Here is a 17371-nt window from a genome sequence, read left to right as displayed (position 1 = left end):
GAGCCTTTCTCTAGAAAAACGTCAGAGGTGGCGGCGGCGTGCGGCGGCCTGCCGGTCGTAGTCCTCGCGGGCCTTCACGGCGGCCGGACGGGTCGCGGTCTGGGCGACAGGCACATCCCACCACGCCTGTGCCTCGGGTGCGCCGGACACTGTGTCGGCCGTTTCGGTCTCCACATAGACACATGTGGGCCGGTCCGAGGCGCGGGCCTCGGCGAGCGCCTCCCGCAGCCCGCCCACGCTCTCCGCGCGCAGCACGTCCATGCCCAGCGAGGCGGCGTTGGCGGCCAGGTCGACCGGGAGCGGATCGCCGGTGTACTGCCCGTCGGCCGCCCGGAAGCGGTAGGCGGTGCCGAAGCGCTCGGCGCCGGTGGTCTCCGACAGACCGCCGATCGAGGCGTAGCCGTGGTTCTGGAGCAGCACGACGTTGATGTTGATGCCCTCCTGGACCGCGGTGACGATCTCGGTGGGCATCATCAGATACGTACCGTCGCCGACCAGCGCCCAGACCGGGGTGCCGGGCGCCGCGAGCCGTACGCCGATGGCGCCGGGGATCTCGTATCCCATGCAGGAGTAGCCGTATTCGAGGTGGTACTGGCGCGGGGAGCGGGCGCGCCACAGCTTGTGGAGGTCGCCCGGCAGCGAGCCCGCCGCGTTGATCACCACGTCCTCGTCCCCGACGACCGCGTCCAGCGCGCCCAGGACCTGGGTCTGGGACGGGCGGGCGGTCTCGTCCCCGGCGGCGTACGCGGCGTCCACCCGGCGCTCCCACGCGGTCTTCCCGGTGCGGTACTCGGCCTCGTACGTCTCGTCGACGCGATGGCCCGTCAGCTCGGCGGTGAGCGCTTCGAGCGCGGCGCGGGCGTCGGCGACCACGGTGGTGGCACCGAGCTTATGGGCGTCGAACGGCGTGAAGTTGAGGTTGAGGAAGCGGACGGCCGGGTCCGCGAACAGGGTCGCGGAGGCGGTGGTGAAGTCGCTGTAGCGGGTGCCCACGCCGATGACCAGGTCGGCGGTGCGGGCGAGGTCGTCCGCGACGGCGGTGCCGGTGTGGCCGATGCCGCCGATGTCGGCCGGGTGGTCGTAGCGCAGCGAGCCCTTGCCCGCCTGGGTGGAGGCCACCGGGATGCCGGTCGCGTCCACGAGGGCGCGCAGGCTGTCCTCGGCCTCGCTGTGGTGGACCCCGCCGCCCGCGACGATCAGCGGCCGGCGGGCGGCGCGGATGGTCCGCGCGGCGGCGGCCACCTCGGCCGCCTCGGGGACGGGGCGGCGCACGTGCCACACCCGGTCGGCGAAGAACTCCTCGGGCCAGTCGAACGCCTCGGCCTGGACGTCCTGCGGCAGGGCCAGCGTGACGGCGCCGGTCTCGGCCGGGTCCGCCAGCACCCGCATGGCCTGGAGCGCGGCCGGGATCAGCGCCTCGGGGCGCACCACCCGGTCGAAGTAGCGGGAGACCGGGCGCAGCGCGTCGTTCACCGAGATGTCGCCCGCGTAACCCACTTCGAGCTGCTGGAGCACCGGGTCGGCGGGCCGGGTGGCGAAGGTGTCGCCGGGCAGCAGCAGCACCGGCAGCCGGTTGACGGTCGCGAGCGCGGCACCGGTGACCAGGTTGGTGGCGCCGGGGCCGATGGAGGTGGTGACGGCCTGGGCGGCGAGCCGGTTGTTCTGCCGGGCGTAGCCGACCGCGGCGTGCACCATCGCCTGTTCGTTACGGCCCTGGAGGTACGGCATGGTGTCCGGCCCGGACTCCAGCAGCGCCTGGCCGAGCCCGGCCACATTGCCATGGCCGAAGATCCCCCAGGTGGCGTTGATCAGGCGATGCCGCTGCCCGTCCCGCTCGGTGTACTGGTGGGCCAGGAACTCCACCAGTGCCTGGGCGACGGTGAGGCGGCGCACTGCCGAAGCGTTCATCGTGGTTCTCCAGCGGGTGCTTGGTAGAGGGGCAGACGGGGGTCGACGGGCTGGTCCGGCCAGGTGGAGCGGATCCAGGCGTGGTCGGGGTGGTCGCAGATGAGCCAGGCGCGCTCCGCCTCCGGTCCCGCCATGACGTTGAGGTAGTACATGTCATGCCCGGGGGCGGCGATGGAGGGGCCGTGCCAGCCGTCGGGGATCAGGACGGTGTCACCGGAGCGGACCTCGGCGAGCACATCGGTGCCGCGGCCGTGGCCGGACGGCGAGACCCGCTGATAGCCGACGCCCTCGTTGCCGTGGGCCTCGGCGATCTCGAAGTAGTAGATCTCCTCCAGCTCGCTCTCCTCACCGGGGCGGCACTGGTCGTGCTTGTGCGGCGGGTACGAGGACCAGTTGCCGCCCGGGGTGAGCACCTCGACGGCGATGAGCTTGTCGCACTCGAAGACGCTTGCGGCGGCGAAGTTGTTGACCTGGCGCGAGCAGTTGCCGCTGCCGCGCAGTTCGACGGGGACGGCGGAGGCCGGTCCGTAGCGCGCGGGCAGCCGGCGCTCGCAGCGGGCGCCGGTGAGCGCGAAGCGGCCGCCCGCGCCGCTGGCGATCTGGGCGTGGGAGTCGCGCGGCAGATAGACGAAGTCGCTCACCCCGCTGAACACGCTCTCCCGGCCGAGCAGTTCGAATGTCTCGCCCTCGGCGATCACGGTGCAGCCGCCGCTCAGCGGCAGCACGATCCACTCGCTGTCCCCGGTGGCCAGCGAGTGCGAACCGCCGGGCGGCAGATCGAGGATCCGCAGGCTGGAGTGGCCCCAGCCGGCCCGCTCGGGGTCGATGTCCACGGCGTAGGGGCCGTCGGCCGCCTTGCCGGCCTGCACATGGAAGCCGGGGAACGGATCGGTGGTGGTCATGGCGTGAAGTCTCTGCCTTTCTTACAGCGTCACAGCAGTCCGACGGCGGTGTCCACGGCGGTCTCGACACTGCCCTCCGCCGGATAGAGCAGGGAGCGGCCGACGACCAGCCCCTGCACGGTGGGCAGGCCCAGCGCCTTGCGCCACTTCTCGTACGCCTCCTCCTGGTCCTGCGGAGACTTGCCCACGTCGCCGCCGAGCAACACCGCCGGAAGAGTGCTCGTCTCCATCACCGCCGCCATCTCGTCGGCGTCGTCGGTGACGGGCACCTTCAGCCAGGTGTAGGCGGAGGTTCCGGCGAGGCCGGAGGCGATGGCTATGGACTTGGTGACGGCCTCGGCGGACAGGTCGTTGACGACCTTTCCGCCCGTCCGCCGGGAGATGAACGGCTCGACGAAGACGGGCAGCCGCCGCTCCGCCATGTCGTCGATGGCGCGGGCCGTGGTGACCATGGTGGTCAGCGAACCGGCGTCCTCGTAGTCGATGCGCAGCAGCAGCTTGCCGGCGTCGAAGCGGAGGCGCTCGATGTCCTGGGGGCGGTGTCCGGTGAACCGGTCGTCGAGCTCGAACGAGGCCCCGGCGAGGCCGCCGCGGTTCATCGAGCCCATGACGACCTTGCCGTCGAGGGCGCCGAGCAGCAGCAGGTCCTCGAGGATGTCGGCGGTGGCGAGCACCCCGTCGACCCCGGGCCGGGACAGCGCCACGCACAGCCGCTCCAGCAGTTCGACCCGGTTGGCCATGGCCAGCTTGTGGCCGCCGACGGCGAGGGCGCCGCGCGCCGGGTGATCGGCGGCCACGATCATCAGACGGCCGCTGTCACCGATGAGGGGGCGGCGGACCCGGCGGGCGGCCGCCTCGGCGATGGCCTCCGGGTGGCGGCTGCGCACCGTCACAAGGTCGGAAACGCTGATACTCAAGGGATTTTCCTCGCATTCGCGATTCATGAAGGGCACACGGGGCGCGGGGACCGCATGACCGGACGAGGGGGAGGGCCTGGCGCCGGGGTCAGTCCCCGGCCAGCAGAGCCTCGACCTCCGCCGTGGTGGGCATCGCGGAGGAGCAGGCGAGGCGGGACGCGACGATGGCGCCCGCCGCGTTGGCGTACCGCATCACGCGCTCCAGGGGCCAGCCCGAGAGCAGCCCGTGGCACAGGGCGCCACCGAACGCGTCACCCGCGCCGAGCCCGTTCACCACCTCGACCGGGACCGGCGGGACCTCCGCGGTGGTGCCGTCGCGGTGCACGGCGAGCACCCCGCGCGGGCCCTGTTTGACGACGGCGATCTCCACGCCCGCGTCCAGCAGCGCCTGCGCGCATGCCTTGGGCTCGCGCGCGCCCGTGGCGATCTCGCACTCGTCGACGTTGCCGACGGCGACGGTGGCGTGGCGCAGCGCCTCGGCGTAGAAGGGTCGGGCGGTCTCCGGATCGGCCCAGAACATCGGCCGCCAGTCGAGGTCGAAGACGGTGGTGCCGCTCCTGGCGCGGGCGGCGAGCGCGGCGAGGGTGCTGGTGCGGCTGGGCTCCTCGCTGAGCCCGGTGCCGGTCATCCAGAAGATCCGGGCGGCGCGGATGGCGTCGAGGTCCAGCTCAGCGGAGTGGATCTCCAGATCGGGCGCCTTGGGACGGCGGTAGAAGTACAGCGGGAAGTCGTCCGGCGGGAAGATCTCGCAGAAGGTGATCGGGGTGGGGTACTCCTCGACGGGGGTGACGAAGCGGTCGTCCACCCCGAAGGCCCGCAGCTCCTGGTGGATGTAGTCGCCGAACGGATCCGCCCCGGTGCGGCTGATCACCGCGGAGCGGTGGCCGAGGCGGGCCGCGGAGACCGCGACATTGGTCGCCGAGCCGCCGAGGAACTTTCCGAACGATTCAACCTGCGGCAGTGGCACACCGGTCTGCAGTGGATAGAGGTCCACTCCGATGCGGCCCATCGTGATCAGGTCGTGCGGCTCACTCATGCCTGCCCCTTCGGGAAAGACGCAGCTCAGGGTCTGGTACTCAGAACTCCGGGATCCACCCCGGCCCTTCAGGTCTAGACGTGTGCCCCGCCCACTGTCAAGACTTTGTCCTTACATACGGACGTAATCATCCGGGCCCATGGGTCGCGTTATCGCCCCGTTACGTCCGGATGAAATGTTGTCATGACAAAGTCTTGACAGTGGCCATCCACGGGGAGAGGCTCCCGTTCTGCAACGGCCGTGCTGATTCGACGGACCTGGCTTTGAGCTTTTGAGAGGTGCTGGAACGGATGGACCTCAGACTCAATCGACACCGCAGAGCGGGCCTCGCCGCACTCGCCACCGCAGCCGCCCTCCTGGCGGCGGGCTGCAGCAGTCAGGGTGGCAAGAAGGCCCAGGAAGCCGACGCCGGCCTCGCGGCCGGTAAGGCCGACACCCCGCGGATGAGGATCGCGATGATCACCCACGCCGCCCCGGGCGACACCTTCTGGGACACGGTGCGCAAGGGCGCCAAGGCCGCGGCGGCCAAGGACAACGTCGACCTCGTCTACTCCAGCAACCCCAACGGAGCCGACCAGGCCAACCTGATCCAGAACGCCATCAACCAGAAGGTCGACGGCATCGCCGTCACCCTCGCCAAGCCCGACGCCATGAAGGGCGCGATAGCCAAGGCGAAGAAGGCCGGGATCCCGGTCGTCGCCTTCAACGCCGGGCTCGACCAGTGGAAGGACATGAGCCTGCTGGAGTACTTCGGCCAGGACGAGAACATCGCGGGCCAGGCGTTCGGCAAGCATCTCAACGAGATCGGCGCCAAGCACGACATCTGTGTGATCCAGGAGCAGGGCCATGTCGCCCTCGAGGCCCGCTGCGCGGGCGTGAAGAAGACCTTCAAGGGCAAGACCGATGTCCTCTACGTCAACGGAACCGACATGCCGTCGGTCAAGTCGACGATTTCCGCGAAGCTCAAGCAGGATTCGAGCATCGACTATGTCGTCACCCTGGGCGCCCCGTTCGCCCTGACCGCCGTGCAGTCCGCGAAGGACGCCGGCGACAAGGCCAAGGTCGCCACCTTCGACCTCAACAAGGACCTGGTCTCGGCCGTGCAGAGCGGCGACGTCCAGTTCGCCGTCGACCAGCAGCCGTACCTCCAGGGCTATCTGTCCATCGACTCCCTGTGGCTCTACAAGAACAACGGCAACTTCAGCGGCGGCGGCGAGCAGCCCGTGCTTACCGGGCCCGCGTTCGTCACCAAGGACAACGTGGACACCATCGCCAAGTTCGCCCAGAAGGGAACGCGGTGATCCGGTCATGACCCATACCGCCACCCCGGCGGCCGCCACCCCGCCCGCCTCCCCCGCGGTCCCGCCCAAGAGCCGCACCGCCGAGCGCTCGCTGGCCCGGCGGGCGCTGGCCCGCCCCGAGATCGGGGCGCTGGTCGCGGCCGTCGGCGTCTACCTCTTCTTCTTCGCCGTCGCCCCCACCTTCCGGCAGGCCGACTCCTTCGCCACCGTCCTCTACCAGGCGTCCACCATGGGCATCATGGCGCTGGCCGTCTCCCTGCTGATGATCGGCGGTGAGTTCGACCTGTCGGCCGGAGTCGCCGTCACCTCCTCGGCGCTGGCCGCGAGCATGCTCAGCTTCCAGCTCACCACCAATGTCTGGGTGGGGGTGCTCGTCGCCCTGCTGGTCTCGCTCACCGTGGGGCTGATCAACGGACTGCTGCTGATCAAGACCGGGCTGCCCAGCTTCCTGGTCACCCTCGCCAGCTTCCTGATGCTCCAGGGCGCCAACCTGGCCATCACCAAGCTGCTGACCACCAATGTCGCCACCGACTCCATCAGCGACATGGACGGCTTCGACCAGGCCAAATCTCTCTTCGCCTCCGAGATCGACGTCTTCGGCGTCGATGTGAAGATCACCGTGCTGTGGTGGCTGGTCTTCGCCGCCATCGCCACCTGGGTGCTGCTGCGCACCAAGTTCGGCAACTGGATCTTCGCGGCCGGTGGCTCGAAGGAGAGCGCGCGGGCCGTGGGCGTCCCCGTGAACCTCACCAAGATCGCCCTCTTTATGACGGTGGGCTTCGCGGCCTGGTTCGTGGGCATGCATCTGCTCTTCGAGTACAACACCGTGCAGGCCGGCGAGGGCGTGGGCAACGAGTTCTACTACATCATCGCGGCCGTGATCGGCGGCTGCCTGCTCACCGGCGGCTATGGCTCAGCGATCGGCGCGGTCCTCGGCGCCTTCATCTTCGGCATGGTCAACCAGGGCATCGTCTACGCCAACTGGAACCCCGACTGGTTCAAGTTCTTCGTCGGCGTGATGCTGCTGCTCGCGACCCTCGTCAATCTGTGGGTGCGCCGTCAGGCCGCCAGGAGGTGATCGGAATGGCAACGAACATCACCAAGGACAGCGCCGCACAGGCTCCCGCCCCGGACGAGGAGCCGGTGATCCGGCTGCGGGGCGTGGGCAAGCTCTACGGGAACATCCGCGCCCTGGAGGGCATCGACCTGGCCGTCCGGCCGGGCCGGGTGACCTGTGTGCTCGGCGACAACGGCGCCGGCAAGTCCACCCTGATCAAGATCGTATCGGGACTGCACCCGCATGACGAGGGCGAATACCTCGTTGACGGCAAGCCGGTGCGGCTGAACACCCCGCGCGACGCCCTGAACCTGGGCATCGCCACCGTCTACCAGGACCTGGCCACCGTGCCGCTGATGCCGGTGTGGCGGAACTTCTTCCTCGGCTCCGAGCTGACCCGCGGCCCCTGGCCGGTGCGGCGGCTGGACATCGAGCGGATGAAGCAGATCACCGGCGAGGAACTGTCCGCCATGGGCATCCACCTCGACAACCTGGAGCAGCCCATCGGCACCCTCTCCGGCGGCCAGCGGCAGTCCGTGGCCATCGCCCGGGCGGTCCACTTCGGCGCCCGGGTGCTGATCCTGGACGAACCGACCGCGGCGCTCGGCGTCAAGCAGTCCGGTGTGGTGCTCAAGTACATCGCGGCGGCGCGCGAGCGCGGGCTCGGCGTCATCTTCATCACCCACAACCCGCACCACGCCTATATGGTCGGCGACCACTTCGCGGTGCTCCGGCTCGGCGCCCTGGAGCTGAACGCGGCACGCGAGGACGTCAGCCTCGAAGAGCTCACCAACCATATGGCCGGCGGTGCCGAACTGGCCGCGCTCAAGCATGAGCTGGCCCAGGTCCGCGGGGTCGACGTGGACGAACTGCCGGAGGAGGTGACCGCTCCTTCCTCCTGACGGACACCACCTGACGGACGCCATCCTTCCGACGCCTTTCGCTGACAAGACGTCCGAATGTCCTGACGAAACCTTGACGGCCACCCGCCCGGACGGTGAAGCTGCCCAAAACAGCACGACGCGGGCACCCCAGCACACCGAGGAGACCCTCTGCCATGACTGCCGACGCCTCCCCCGTACCCGCCCTGGACCGCATCCGGGTCGGCTCGGCCCCCGACTCCTGGGGGGTGTGGTTCCCCGACGACGATCAGCAGGTCCCCTGGCAGCGCTTCCTCGACGAGGTCACGGAGGCCGGTTACGAGTGGATCGAGCTGGGTCCGTACGGCTATCTGCCCACGGACCCGGTCCGGCTCACCGAGGAGACCGGCCGGCGCGGTCTCACGGTCTCCGCGGGCACCGTCTTCACCTCGCTGCACCGCGGCCCCGAGGTCTGGGACGCCACCTGGGAGCATGTCTCCCAGGTCGCCGAGCTGACCCGGGCGATGAACGCCAAGCATCTCGTCGTCATCCCCTCCTTCTGGCGGGACGACAAGACCGCCGAGCTGATCGAGCCCCCGACCCTCACCGCGGAGCAGTGGCGCCATCTGTCCACCGGGATGGAGCGGCTCGGCCGTGAGGTGCGGGAGCGCTTCGGGCTGGACATCGTCGTCCACCCGCATGCCGACACCCATATCGACACCGAGGAGAACGTGGCCCGCTTCCTGGACGCCACCGACGCGGGCCTGGTCAACCTCTGCCTGGACACCGGCCACTACGCCTACTGCGGCGGCGACAGCGTCAAGCTGATCGAGACCTACGGCGAGCGCATCGGCTATCTCCACCTCAAGCAGGTCGACCCGGAGATCCTCGCCGATGTGGTCAAGAACCAGGTGCCGTTCGGCTCCGCCGTCCAGCGCGGTGTGATGTGCGAACCGCCCAACGGCGTCCCGGAGCTGGGCCCCGTCCTGACCGCGGCCCAGAACCTGAATGTGGATCTGTTCGCCATCGTCGAGCAGGACATGTACCCCTGCCCGCCCGGCCAGCCCTTCCCCATCGCCGAGCGCACCCGGCGCTTCCTGCGCTCCTGCGGCGCCTGACCCCTCCCTTTTCGCCCCCAGGGGCCCTCGCCCAGTACGGGTTTTCGCCCAGTACGGGCCTTCGCCCCCACGGGCTTTCGAACCGTCCAGAGAGCAGAGAGAGAAGAGAGAGCAGTCTATGACCCAGCAGGGAACGCTCGGGGTCGCCGTCATCGGGACCGGCAAGATGGGCGCCGACCATGTCCGCCGCATCAACGACGTGATCAGCGGCGCCCGGGTGGCCGCCGTGGTCGACATCGACGAGGCGCGGGCCAAGGCGGTCGCCGACACCGCCGACGGCTGTCAGGCGTTCACCGACCCGGCCGCCGCGATGGCCGCGCCCGGCGTGGACGCGGTGCTGATCGCCTCGCCGGGGCCCGCGCACGAGGCCGCGCTGCTCAGCGCGTTCGAACGCGATCTGCCGGTGCTGTGCGAGAAGCCGCTCACCCCGGACTCCGCGTCGGCGCTGCGGGTGCTGGAGGCCGAACAGCGGCTGGGCCACCGCCGGGTGCAGGTGGGCTTCATGCGCCGCTACGACACCGAGTTCATGAAGCTCAAGGCGCTGCTGGCAGGGGGCGAGCTGGGCCGCCCGCTGCTGCTGCACTGCCGCCACCGCAATGCCTCGGTGCACTCGTACTTCACCAACGAGATGATGATCACAGACTCGGTGGTGCATGAGATGGACCAGTCGCGCTGGCTGCTGGAGCAGGAGATCGCCGCGGTCACCGTGCTCAAGCCGACCCCCAGCTCGCTGTCGCCCGAGCCGCTCAGCGACCCCCAACTGGTGGTCTTCGAGACCACCGGCGGGGCGATCGTCAATGTGGAGATCTTCGCCACCTGCGGCTTCGGCTACCAGGTGCAGGCGGAGGCGGTGTGCGAACGTGGCACCGCCCGCGTCGGCGATGCCCACGGGATGCTGGTCAACCGGCCCGGCACCTGGGGCGGGGAGATCGCCCCCGACTTCGTGGCCCGCTTCGAGGAGGCGTACGACCGCGAGGTGCAGAGCTGGGTCAACGCCACCCGGCGCGGGGAGGTCGAGGGCCCCAGCACCTGGGACGGCTATGCCGCGACCGCCGTCAGCGAGGCGGGGGTCCGGGCCCAGGCCACGGGGCAGCGCACCGCCGTCGAGATGATCGAGCGCCCCGCCCTCTACAGCTGACACCCGCCTCCAGCTCACACCCAGCGGGCCGGCCGTGACCTCACGGCCGGCCCGCTGTGGTCATGACGTCCGAGTCTCGTCCGCTGCGTCACCCGTGTGTCACAGCGGTCACATCTCCACACGCCTCCGTCACAGATGTTCAACAGCCCCGGGCCGCCCTTCACTCAGCGTCGTTGACCGGGCACAGGCTGATGGAATGTGAGCAGGCGCGCCGTGGCTCCCCCGACGGCCCCACCGGGCCGTGACCGCGACGCCCTGCGGAAGGGCATAAGAGATGACCGACCGGAGGCTGTGGTCGTACAAGGAGATCGCCGCGCATATCGGTGTGCAGACCGACACCGTACGGTCCTATCGCAAGCACGGTCTGCTGCCGCCCCCCGATCATGTGGAGGGCGGCAAACCGTATTGGTACGCGGATACGATCCGCTCCTGGGTGGTCCGCAGACCCGGCAACCGTCGCGCCCGGCGTGACGGCAAGGACTAGCGGTGCCGTCACACCCGCGTGAGCCGTCAGCGGCCCGTGCTCACCCGGTCCCGCGGCGCCTCCTCCCCCTCTCCCTGAACCCCGTCCTCACCATGTGCCCCGACCTCACCGTGAGGTCCGCCCTTGACGCCGTACTGGCGATCGTCGGCATTGCCGCCGGTGGCGGCATCCGTGGACTCCCCCTCGCTCAGCCCGAACCGGGTGTGCAGCCGGCGCAGCGGGCCCGGGGCCCACCAGGTGGCCCGGCCGGTCAGCTTCATCACCGCCGGCACCAGCAGCCCGCGCACCACCATCGCGTCCATCAGCACGGCCAGGGCGATACCCAGCCCCAGCATCTTGGTGTTGGTGACCCGCGAGGTGCCGATGCCCACCATCACCACGGCGAGGATCAGTGCCGCCGCCGTGATCAGGCCGCCGGTGCGCCGCAGCCCGAACTCCACCGCCGCCTGATGGTCCCCGGTGCGGTCGTACTCCTCCTTGATCCGGGAGAGCAGGAAAACCCCGTAGTCCATTGAGAGCCCGAAGGCGACGCAGAACATCAGGACGGGCAGGGTGGTCTCGATATCGCCGGAGGTGGTGAAGGACAGCGGACCGGACAGATGCCCGTCCTGGAAGACCCACACCACCGCGCCGAACATCGCCGTCAGACTGAGCGCGTTGAGCAGCACGGCCTGAATCGGTATCAGCACGCTTCCGGTGAGCAGGAAGACCAGCAGCAGGGTGACGGCGACGATGATGGCCGCGGCCCAGGGCAGCCGGTCGGCTATGGAGTCCTTGGTGTCCACCAGGACGGCGGCGGTGCCGGTCGCCGAGGTGGTGAACGACGGCTCCTGGGCGCGGATCGTCCGCACCAGATCCTGGCTGGCGGTGTCCACGGCCTCGCCCTTGGGCTGCACGGTGATCTCCGCCGAGCCATCGGACAGCCGCGCCGCCTCCGCCGGCCCCGGCTCGGCCACCCGCCGCCCGTCGGCGAACCGGCCCGCCGGGCTGTCCACCCGCAGCACCTGGGGGAGGGCGGAGACCTTGGCGCTGTAGTCGGCGAGGGCCTTGGTGCCGGTGGTGCCGCGGCCCTCGGCGAGGACCTCCACCGCGCCCCCGGGACCGCCGGGGAACCCCTCCCGGATGTGCTGCTGCACCACATGGGACTCGGCGCTCGACGGCAGCTGGCGGTCGTCCGCGGTGCCGAACTCCACCCTCAGGAACGGCAGTCCCAGCGCGACCAGACCGGCGACGGTGGCCAGCGCGAACACCGGGGCGCGCCGCATCACCAGCCGCGCGAGCCGCGCCCAGCCCGCTCCTGGCTCACCGCCACGGGCCGGGCGGCGGCGGCGCAGCAGCCGGGTGAGATCCAGTGCGTTGACCCGGTCGCCCAGGAGGATGAGCGCCGCGGGCAGGACCACCAGGGCCGCGGTGGCGGCGATCAGCACCACCGCGATCCCCGCATAGGCGAAGGAGCGCAGGAAGTACTGCGGGAAGACCAGCATGGCGGCGAGCGAGGCGGCGACGGTCAGCGCCGAGAAGAGCACGGTGCGCCCGGCGGTGCGCAGCGTGGCCGCGACGGCGGGCAGCTTCTCCGCGCCCCGGCCCAGCTCCTCGCGGAAGCGGCGCACGATGAACAGGGCATAGTCGATGGCGAGTCCGAGGCCGAGCGCGGTGGTCAGGTTCTGCGCGAAGACCGAGACATCGGTGAACTCGGTGAGCCCGCGCAGCACCGCGTCGGTGCCGAGGATCGCGATGATGCCGACGCCCAGCGGCAGCAGGGCGGCCACGGCGCTGCCGAAGACCATCACGAGCAGCACCAGGGTGATGGGCAGGGCGATCATCTCCGCCCGCAGCAGATCCTCCTGGATGGTGGACTGCAGCTCATGGCGGACCGCGACCATCCCGCCGACCCGCACCTCGACCGGGCCGTGGGCGCCCCGGTAGTGGGGCGCTATGCGCTCCAGCGCCTTGCCCGCCGCCGACTCATCGCCCAGGACCCGCGCGGCGATGATCGCCTCGCCCCGGTCCCGGGCGCGAAGCGAGGGCGCGCCGGTGGTCCAGTACGAGGTGACCCCGGTGACCGCCTTCTCGTCCGAGAGCTTCTTGGCCAGCGACCGGGCCTCGGCGGCGACGGCCGGATCGTCCACGGTCTTCTTACCGCTGTCGACGAGCAGGATCAGATTGGGCTGGGAGGCGGGGAAGCGCTTCTCGAGCGCCTTGGTGGCATACGCGGACTCGGACGCGGGGTCCTCCCAGCCGCCGCTTCCCATCCGGTCGGCGACCCCGCTCCCGGCTACGACGGCCAGCGCGGTGAAGATCAAAGCGATCAGCAGGGACAGCCGAGGACGCGCCGTGACCAGGCGGGTCCACCCTCCGATCCGGTCCTCGGGTGGGCGGTTGACATCGGTCATGGCGCGGTGTCCCCTTCACCTGTGCCCCATGCCGCCACCAAATGTCCGTAGGCAGCACGGGTCGCTGATTACCATGGGCGGTAAACACGAGCGACCGCTCGCGTTTCTCAAGAATGCGAGCGGGCGCTCGTGTTTGTCAATCGAACACGGAGAGCCGGGGAAAACAGGTGAGCGAGAGCAAGGCGGACCAGCCCGATGAGACGGCGAAGCCGCGCCGCAGACAGGCGCGCGGCGAGCGCCGGATCCAGCAGCTGCTCGACGCCGCCGCCAGCGTCTTCTGCCGCGCCGGCTACACCTCCGCGAGCACCAACGCCATCGCCCGCGAGGCCGGGGTCTCCCCCGGCACGCTGTACCAGTTCTTCCCGAACAAGGAGGCCATCGCCGTCGAGCTCGGCGAGCGCCTCAACCGCCGGATGCTGGAGACCCACGGGGTGGTCTTCACCCTGCAGAACGCCGCGCTGCCGCTGCGCGAACTGCTCGACGCGGTCCTCGATCCGATGATCGAGTTCAACTGTGCGAACCCCGCCTTCCTGACCCTGCTCCAGTCCTCCGACGCGCCGGGCCACTTCCTCGAGGAGCACGCCGCCCTGCACGACTCGATCCAGGACCGCATCAACGAGCTGATCGGCGTCCGCAGCCCCGACCTCTCCCCCGAGCGCCGCACCCACACCGCGAACATGGCGTTCGCCCTGTTCAAGGCCGGACTGGGGCTGATCCTCGGCCATGAGGGCGCGGAACGGGAGGCGTACGTAGCGGAGTTGAAGACCGCCCTGTACGGCTATCTCGCCCCGGTGCTCGGCACCGAGGGAGCCCCCGCCCGGCCCTGACCCCCGCACCACACCTCGTCACCCACCCCTCCCCCGCCCCGGGCCGCGGAGGGGTGTGCGCGGGCGCGCCGCACCGGTCACCGACCGGCGCACCACCGGCTTCCATCCATACCCCCTAGGGGTATAGAGTGGGGATTGCCAGGAGACGCTGAGGCATTCCGGTGCCTCCTGCGCACCGACCGTCACGTTCACCCCACACAGGAGAACCCCCATGAGCTCCGAGGCAGTCACCACCGTCTACAAGGTGACCGGTATGACCTGCGGCCACTGCGAAGGCGCCGTCAACGAGGAGATCGGCGCCCTCGACGGCGTCACCTCCGTCAAGGCCGTGGCGTCCACCGGCCAGGTCACCGTGGTCTCGGCCGCCCCGCTGGACGACGAGAGCGTCCGCGCCGCCGTGGACGAGGCGGGCTACGAGCTCGCCGGCCGGGCCTGAGCGAGCCCCCACCAAACCCCCGCCGGACCGTGCCGCCCTGCTCATACAGTCGCCGCACGGCCCGGCCCTCCTCCCAGGAGACCAGACATGACCAGCACGGCACCCCCCGCCGGGCCCGCCGCCGACACCACGGCGACGACCGGCGGGCCCTCGCAGGTCGAACTCGCCATCGGCGGGATGACCTGTGCGTCCTGCGCCGCCCGTGTCGAGAAGAAGCTCAACCGCCTCGACGGCGTCACCGCCACGGTGAACTTCGCCACCGAGAAGGCCAAGGTGTCCTACGGCGAAGGGATCGAGGTCGCCGACCTGATCGCCACCGTCGTCAAGACCGGGTACACCGCCGAGGAACCGCGCCCCGCCGTGCCCGAGCCCCGCGCCCCCGGGGACGCCGCCGCACCGGAGGCCGACCCGCGCGGCGAGGCCGCACCGGACTCCCTGCGCCACCGCATGCTCGTCTCCCTCGCACTGTCCCTGCCCGTCGTGGTGCTGGCGATGGTGCCGTCCCTGCAGTTCGACAACTGGCAGTGGCTCTCGCTCACCCTCGCCGCGCCGGTCGTCGTCTGGGGCGGCGCGCCCTTCCACAAGGCCGCCTGGACGAACGCCCGGCACGGCGCGGCCACCATGGACACCCTCGTCTCCATCGGCACCCTGGCGGCCCTCGGCTGGTCCGCGTGGGCGCTGTTCTTCGGCCACGCGGGCATGCCCGGTATGCGGCACGGCTTCGACCTCACCGTCTCCCGCACCGACGGATCGTCCTCGATCTACCTGGAGGCGGCGGCCGGGGTGACCGCGCTGATCCTGCTCGGCCGCCATCTGGAGGCCAAGTCCAAGCGGCGGGCGGGCGCCGCGCTGCGCGCGCTGCTGGAGCTCGGCGCCAAGGACGTGGCCGTGCTGCACGGAGGCGTGGAAGTACGGATCCCCGTCGGTGAGCTGACCGTCGGCGACCGCTTCGTGGTGCGCCCCGGCGAGAAGATCGCCACCGACGGCACGGTGGTCGAGGGCTCCTCCGCCGTGGACGCCTCGATGCTGACCGGCGAGTCGGTGCCGGTGGACGTGGGGGTCGGCGACGCGGTGGCGGGCGCGACCGTCAACGCGTCGGGCCGGATCGTGGTCAAGGCCACCCGGGTCGGCACGGACACCCAGCTGTCCCGCATGGCCAAGCTGGTCGAGGACGCGCAGAACGGCAAGGCCGAGGTGCAGCGGCTCGCCGACAAGGTCTCGGGGATCTTCGTACCGGTCGTGCTGCTGATCGCCGTCGGCACCCTGCTGGGCTGGCTGCTCGCCACGGGCGACCCGGCCGCCGCCTTCACCGCGGCCGTCGCCGTCCTGATCATCGCCTGCCCCTGCGCCCTGGGCCTGGCCACCCCGACCGCGCTCATGGTCGGCACCGGCCGCGGCGCCCAGCTGGGCATCCTGATCAAGGGGCCCGAGGTGCTGGAGTCCACGCGCCGGGTGGACACCGTCGTCCTGGACAAGACCGGCACGGTGACGGCCGGGCAGATGCGGCTGCGCGGGGCCGTCACGGCGCCCGGCGTGGACGAGCGGGAGCTGCTACGGCTCGCGGGCGCCCTGGAACACGCCTCGGAGCACCCGATCGCGCGGGCCATCGCGGACGGCGCGGCCGAGCGGATCGGCGACCTCCCGGCGCCCGCGGACTTCCGCTCCGAGCCCGGCCTCGGCGTCCAGGGCACGGTGGACGGCCACGCGGTGCTGGTCGGCCGCGAGAAGCTGCTGGGCGCCTGGGCCATCGAACTGCCCGCCGCCTTGGCGGCCGCCAAGGCGGCGGCCGAGTCCGAGGGGCAGACAGCGGTCGCGGTGGCCTGGGACGGCGAGGCGCGCGGCGTCCTCCTGGTGGCCGACGCCGTCAAGGAGACCAGCGCCGAGGCGGTCGCCCAGCTGCGGGCGCTCGGCCTCACCCCGATCCTGCTGACCGGCGACAACCGGCTGGTCGCCGAGGCGGTGGCCCGCGAGGTCGGCATCGACGACGTCATCGCCGAGGTACTGCCGCAGGACAAGGTGGACGTGGTGAAGCGGCTGCAGGACGAGGGCCGTACGGTCGCCATGGTGGGCGACGGGGTCAATGACGCGGCCGCCCTCGCCACCGCCGACCTGGGACTCGCGATGGGCACGGGCACGGACGCGGCCATCGAATCCGGGGACCTGACCCTGGTCCGGGGCGATCTGCGAGTGGCGGGGGACGCGATCCGGCTGGCGCGCAGGACCCTCGGCACCATCAAGGGCAATCTCTTCTGGGCCTTCGGCTACAACGTCGCCGCGCTGCCGCTCGCGGCGGCCGGACTGCTGAACCCGATGATCGCGGGAGCCGCGATGGCGTTCTCGTCAGTGTTCGTGGTGACGAACAGTCTGCGACTGCGGACCTTCACAGCGTCCACATAGATTCACCAAGTCCCCATAAGCCGCACAACACCCATACGGCGGAGCCTCGATCTTCAAATCGAGGCTCTTGCCCTTTTATGGCCCTTATGACAAGAGACGCAGATCACAGGCAACCCAACGTAACCATTGCGGGGGGTCGCGAGTCTAATGGGACGGTGGGGATACGTCTTGGGGGACGGATCCTGCTACGCGTAGCCGGGACGACGTACTCGGGGAGCTTTGAGCGGCCCTCCCGTAGGTACGCGTCCCGGCAGATCGCGTCGCCAAACGGCCCGCAAGGGCCCATAGAGACACCCGGCCGGATCCCGTGGGGGGAATCCGCTCCGGGGCAAGGGAAGCGCCCCGCTCCGACCCGTGGGGGGATCGGCAGCGGGGCGCTTCTCGCTATCTTTTTGAGGCTCGGTTCGCCTCCGGGGCGCATAAGTCTCCCCCAGCTACCGCTGGGAGGTACCCCCTGTCGACGGTCGACCGTGCTCGGCCCCTTCGTTCCTCAGGGGCCTCCGCGCGCTCTCCCTTACGACAGCGACGCGCCCCTTCGGCTCACTCGCCGGTCAGCCCCATGGGCCGGATACGCGAAAGTGCCCGGCTCTCTGAGAG

The 17371-nt window shown here is 70.6% G+C and carries 14 protein-coding genes; 9 read left to right on the top strand and 5 right to left on the bottom strand.

Annotated features, from left to right (window positions below):
* Positions 1-21 precede the first annotated feature (21 nt).
* The 4 genes from iolD to iolC all read right to left on the bottom strand — a co-directional run bounded on the left by iolD (position 22) and on the right by iolC (position 4763).
* Positions 22-1908, bottom strand: a complete 1887-nt coding sequence (gene iolD / locus LIV37_RS31890) for a 3D-(3,5/4)-trihydroxycyclohexane-1,2-dione acylhydrolase (decyclizing) (protein ID WP_121824271.1) — start codon at positions 1906-1908, stop codon at positions 22-24.
* Positions 1905-2810 (bottom strand): 5-deoxy-glucuronate isomerase, encoded by a 906-nt coding sequence (gene iolB / locus LIV37_RS31885; protein WP_020871208.1) that lies wholly within the window; start codon positions 2808-2810, stop codon positions 1905-1907. The genes iolD and iolB overlap by 4 nt, the downstream gene beginning before the upstream one ends.
* A gap of 29 nt (positions 2811-2839) precedes the next feature.
* Complete coding sequence (locus tag LIV37_RS31880) at positions 2840-3727, bottom strand: Cgl0159 family (beta/alpha)8-fold protein (RefSeq protein WP_044575027.1); 888 nt, start codon at positions 3725-3727, stop codon at positions 2840-2842.
* An 88-nt stretch (positions 3728-3815) separates the two neighbouring features.
* Positions 3816-4763: a 5-dehydro-2-deoxygluconokinase gene (gene iolC, locus LIV37_RS31875; protein ID WP_020871206.1), complete on the bottom strand. Its 948-nt coding sequence runs from the start codon at positions 4761-4763 to the stop codon at positions 3816-3818.
* Between the two features lie 290 nt (positions 4764-5053).
* Here iolC and LIV37_RS31870 point away from each other — a divergent pair, with 290 nt between their 5' ends.
* The 6 genes from LIV37_RS31870 to LIV37_RS31845 all read left to right on the top strand — a co-directional run bounded on the left by LIV37_RS31870 (position 5054) and on the right by LIV37_RS31845 (position 10721).
* On the top strand, positions 5054-6064 hold the full coding sequence (locus LIV37_RS31870) for a substrate-binding domain-containing protein (RefSeq protein ID WP_121825152.1): 1011 nt from the start codon (positions 5054-5056) through the stop codon (positions 6062-6064).
* A gap of 7 nt (positions 6065-6071) precedes the next feature.
* Positions 6072-7142, top strand: coding sequence for an ABC transporter permease (locus tag LIV37_RS31865; RefSeq protein ID WP_020871204.1), 1071 nt, complete (start codon positions 6072-6074; stop codon positions 7140-7142).
* A 5-nt stretch (positions 7143-7147) separates the two neighbouring features.
* Positions 7148-8023: an ATP-binding cassette domain-containing protein gene (locus tag LIV37_RS31860; protein WP_020871203.1), complete on the top strand. Its 876-nt coding sequence runs from the start codon at positions 7148-7150 to the stop codon at positions 8021-8023.
* A 155-nt stretch (positions 8024-8178) separates the two neighbouring features.
* Positions 8179-9099 (top strand): sugar phosphate isomerase/epimerase family protein, encoded by a 921-nt coding sequence (locus tag LIV37_RS31855; RefSeq protein WP_020871202.1) that lies wholly within the window; start codon positions 8179-8181, stop codon positions 9097-9099.
* Positions 9100-9217: 118 nt separating this feature from the next.
* Positions 9218-10237 (top strand): Gfo/Idh/MocA family protein, encoded by a 1020-nt coding sequence (locus LIV37_RS31850; protein WP_020871201.1) that lies wholly within the window; start codon positions 9218-9220, stop codon positions 10235-10237.
* A gap of 274 nt (positions 10238-10511) precedes the next feature.
* Entirely contained in the window at positions 10512-10721 is a 210-nt protein-coding gene (locus tag LIV37_RS31845) for a helix-turn-helix transcriptional regulator (protein WP_020871200.1), read from the top strand.
* Positions 10722-10747: 26 nt separating this feature from the next.
* Here LIV37_RS31845 and LIV37_RS31840 read toward each other — a convergent pair whose 3' ends face one another.
* Positions 10748-13114 carry an MMPL family transporter gene (locus LIV37_RS31840; protein WP_020871199.1) on the bottom strand — a complete coding sequence of 789 codons (2367 nt, stop codon included), beginning with the start codon at positions 13112-13114 and terminating at the stop codon, positions 10748-10750.
* Positions 13115-13281: 167 nt separating this feature from the next.
* Here LIV37_RS31840 and LIV37_RS31835 point away from each other — a divergent pair, with 167 nt between their 5' ends.
* The 3 genes from LIV37_RS31835 to LIV37_RS31825 all read left to right on the top strand — a co-directional run bounded on the left by LIV37_RS31835 (position 13282) and on the right by LIV37_RS31825 (position 16774).
* Positions 13282-13941: a TetR/AcrR family transcriptional regulator gene (locus tag LIV37_RS31835; protein WP_020871197.1), complete on the top strand. Its 660-nt coding sequence runs from the start codon at positions 13282-13284 to the stop codon at positions 13939-13941.
* A gap of 211 nt (positions 13942-14152) precedes the next feature.
* Entirely contained in the window at positions 14153-14377 is a 225-nt protein-coding gene (locus LIV37_RS31830; protein ID WP_020871196.1) for a heavy-metal-associated domain-containing protein, read from the top strand.
* Positions 14378-14464: 87 nt separating this feature from the next.
* Positions 14465-16774: a heavy metal translocating P-type ATPase gene (locus tag LIV37_RS31825; RefSeq protein WP_020871195.1), complete on the top strand. Its 2310-nt coding sequence runs from the start codon at positions 14465-14467 to the stop codon at positions 16772-16774.
* The last annotated feature ends 597 nt before the right edge of the window (positions 16775-17371 follow it).

The organism is Streptomyces rapamycinicus NRRL 5491, assembly GCF_024298965.1.
Taxonomy (GTDB): domain Bacteria; phylum Actinomycetota; class Actinomycetes; order Streptomycetales; family Streptomycetaceae; genus Streptomyces; species Streptomyces rapamycinicus.
This window is presented reverse-complemented; position numbering and strand designations above follow the sequence as displayed.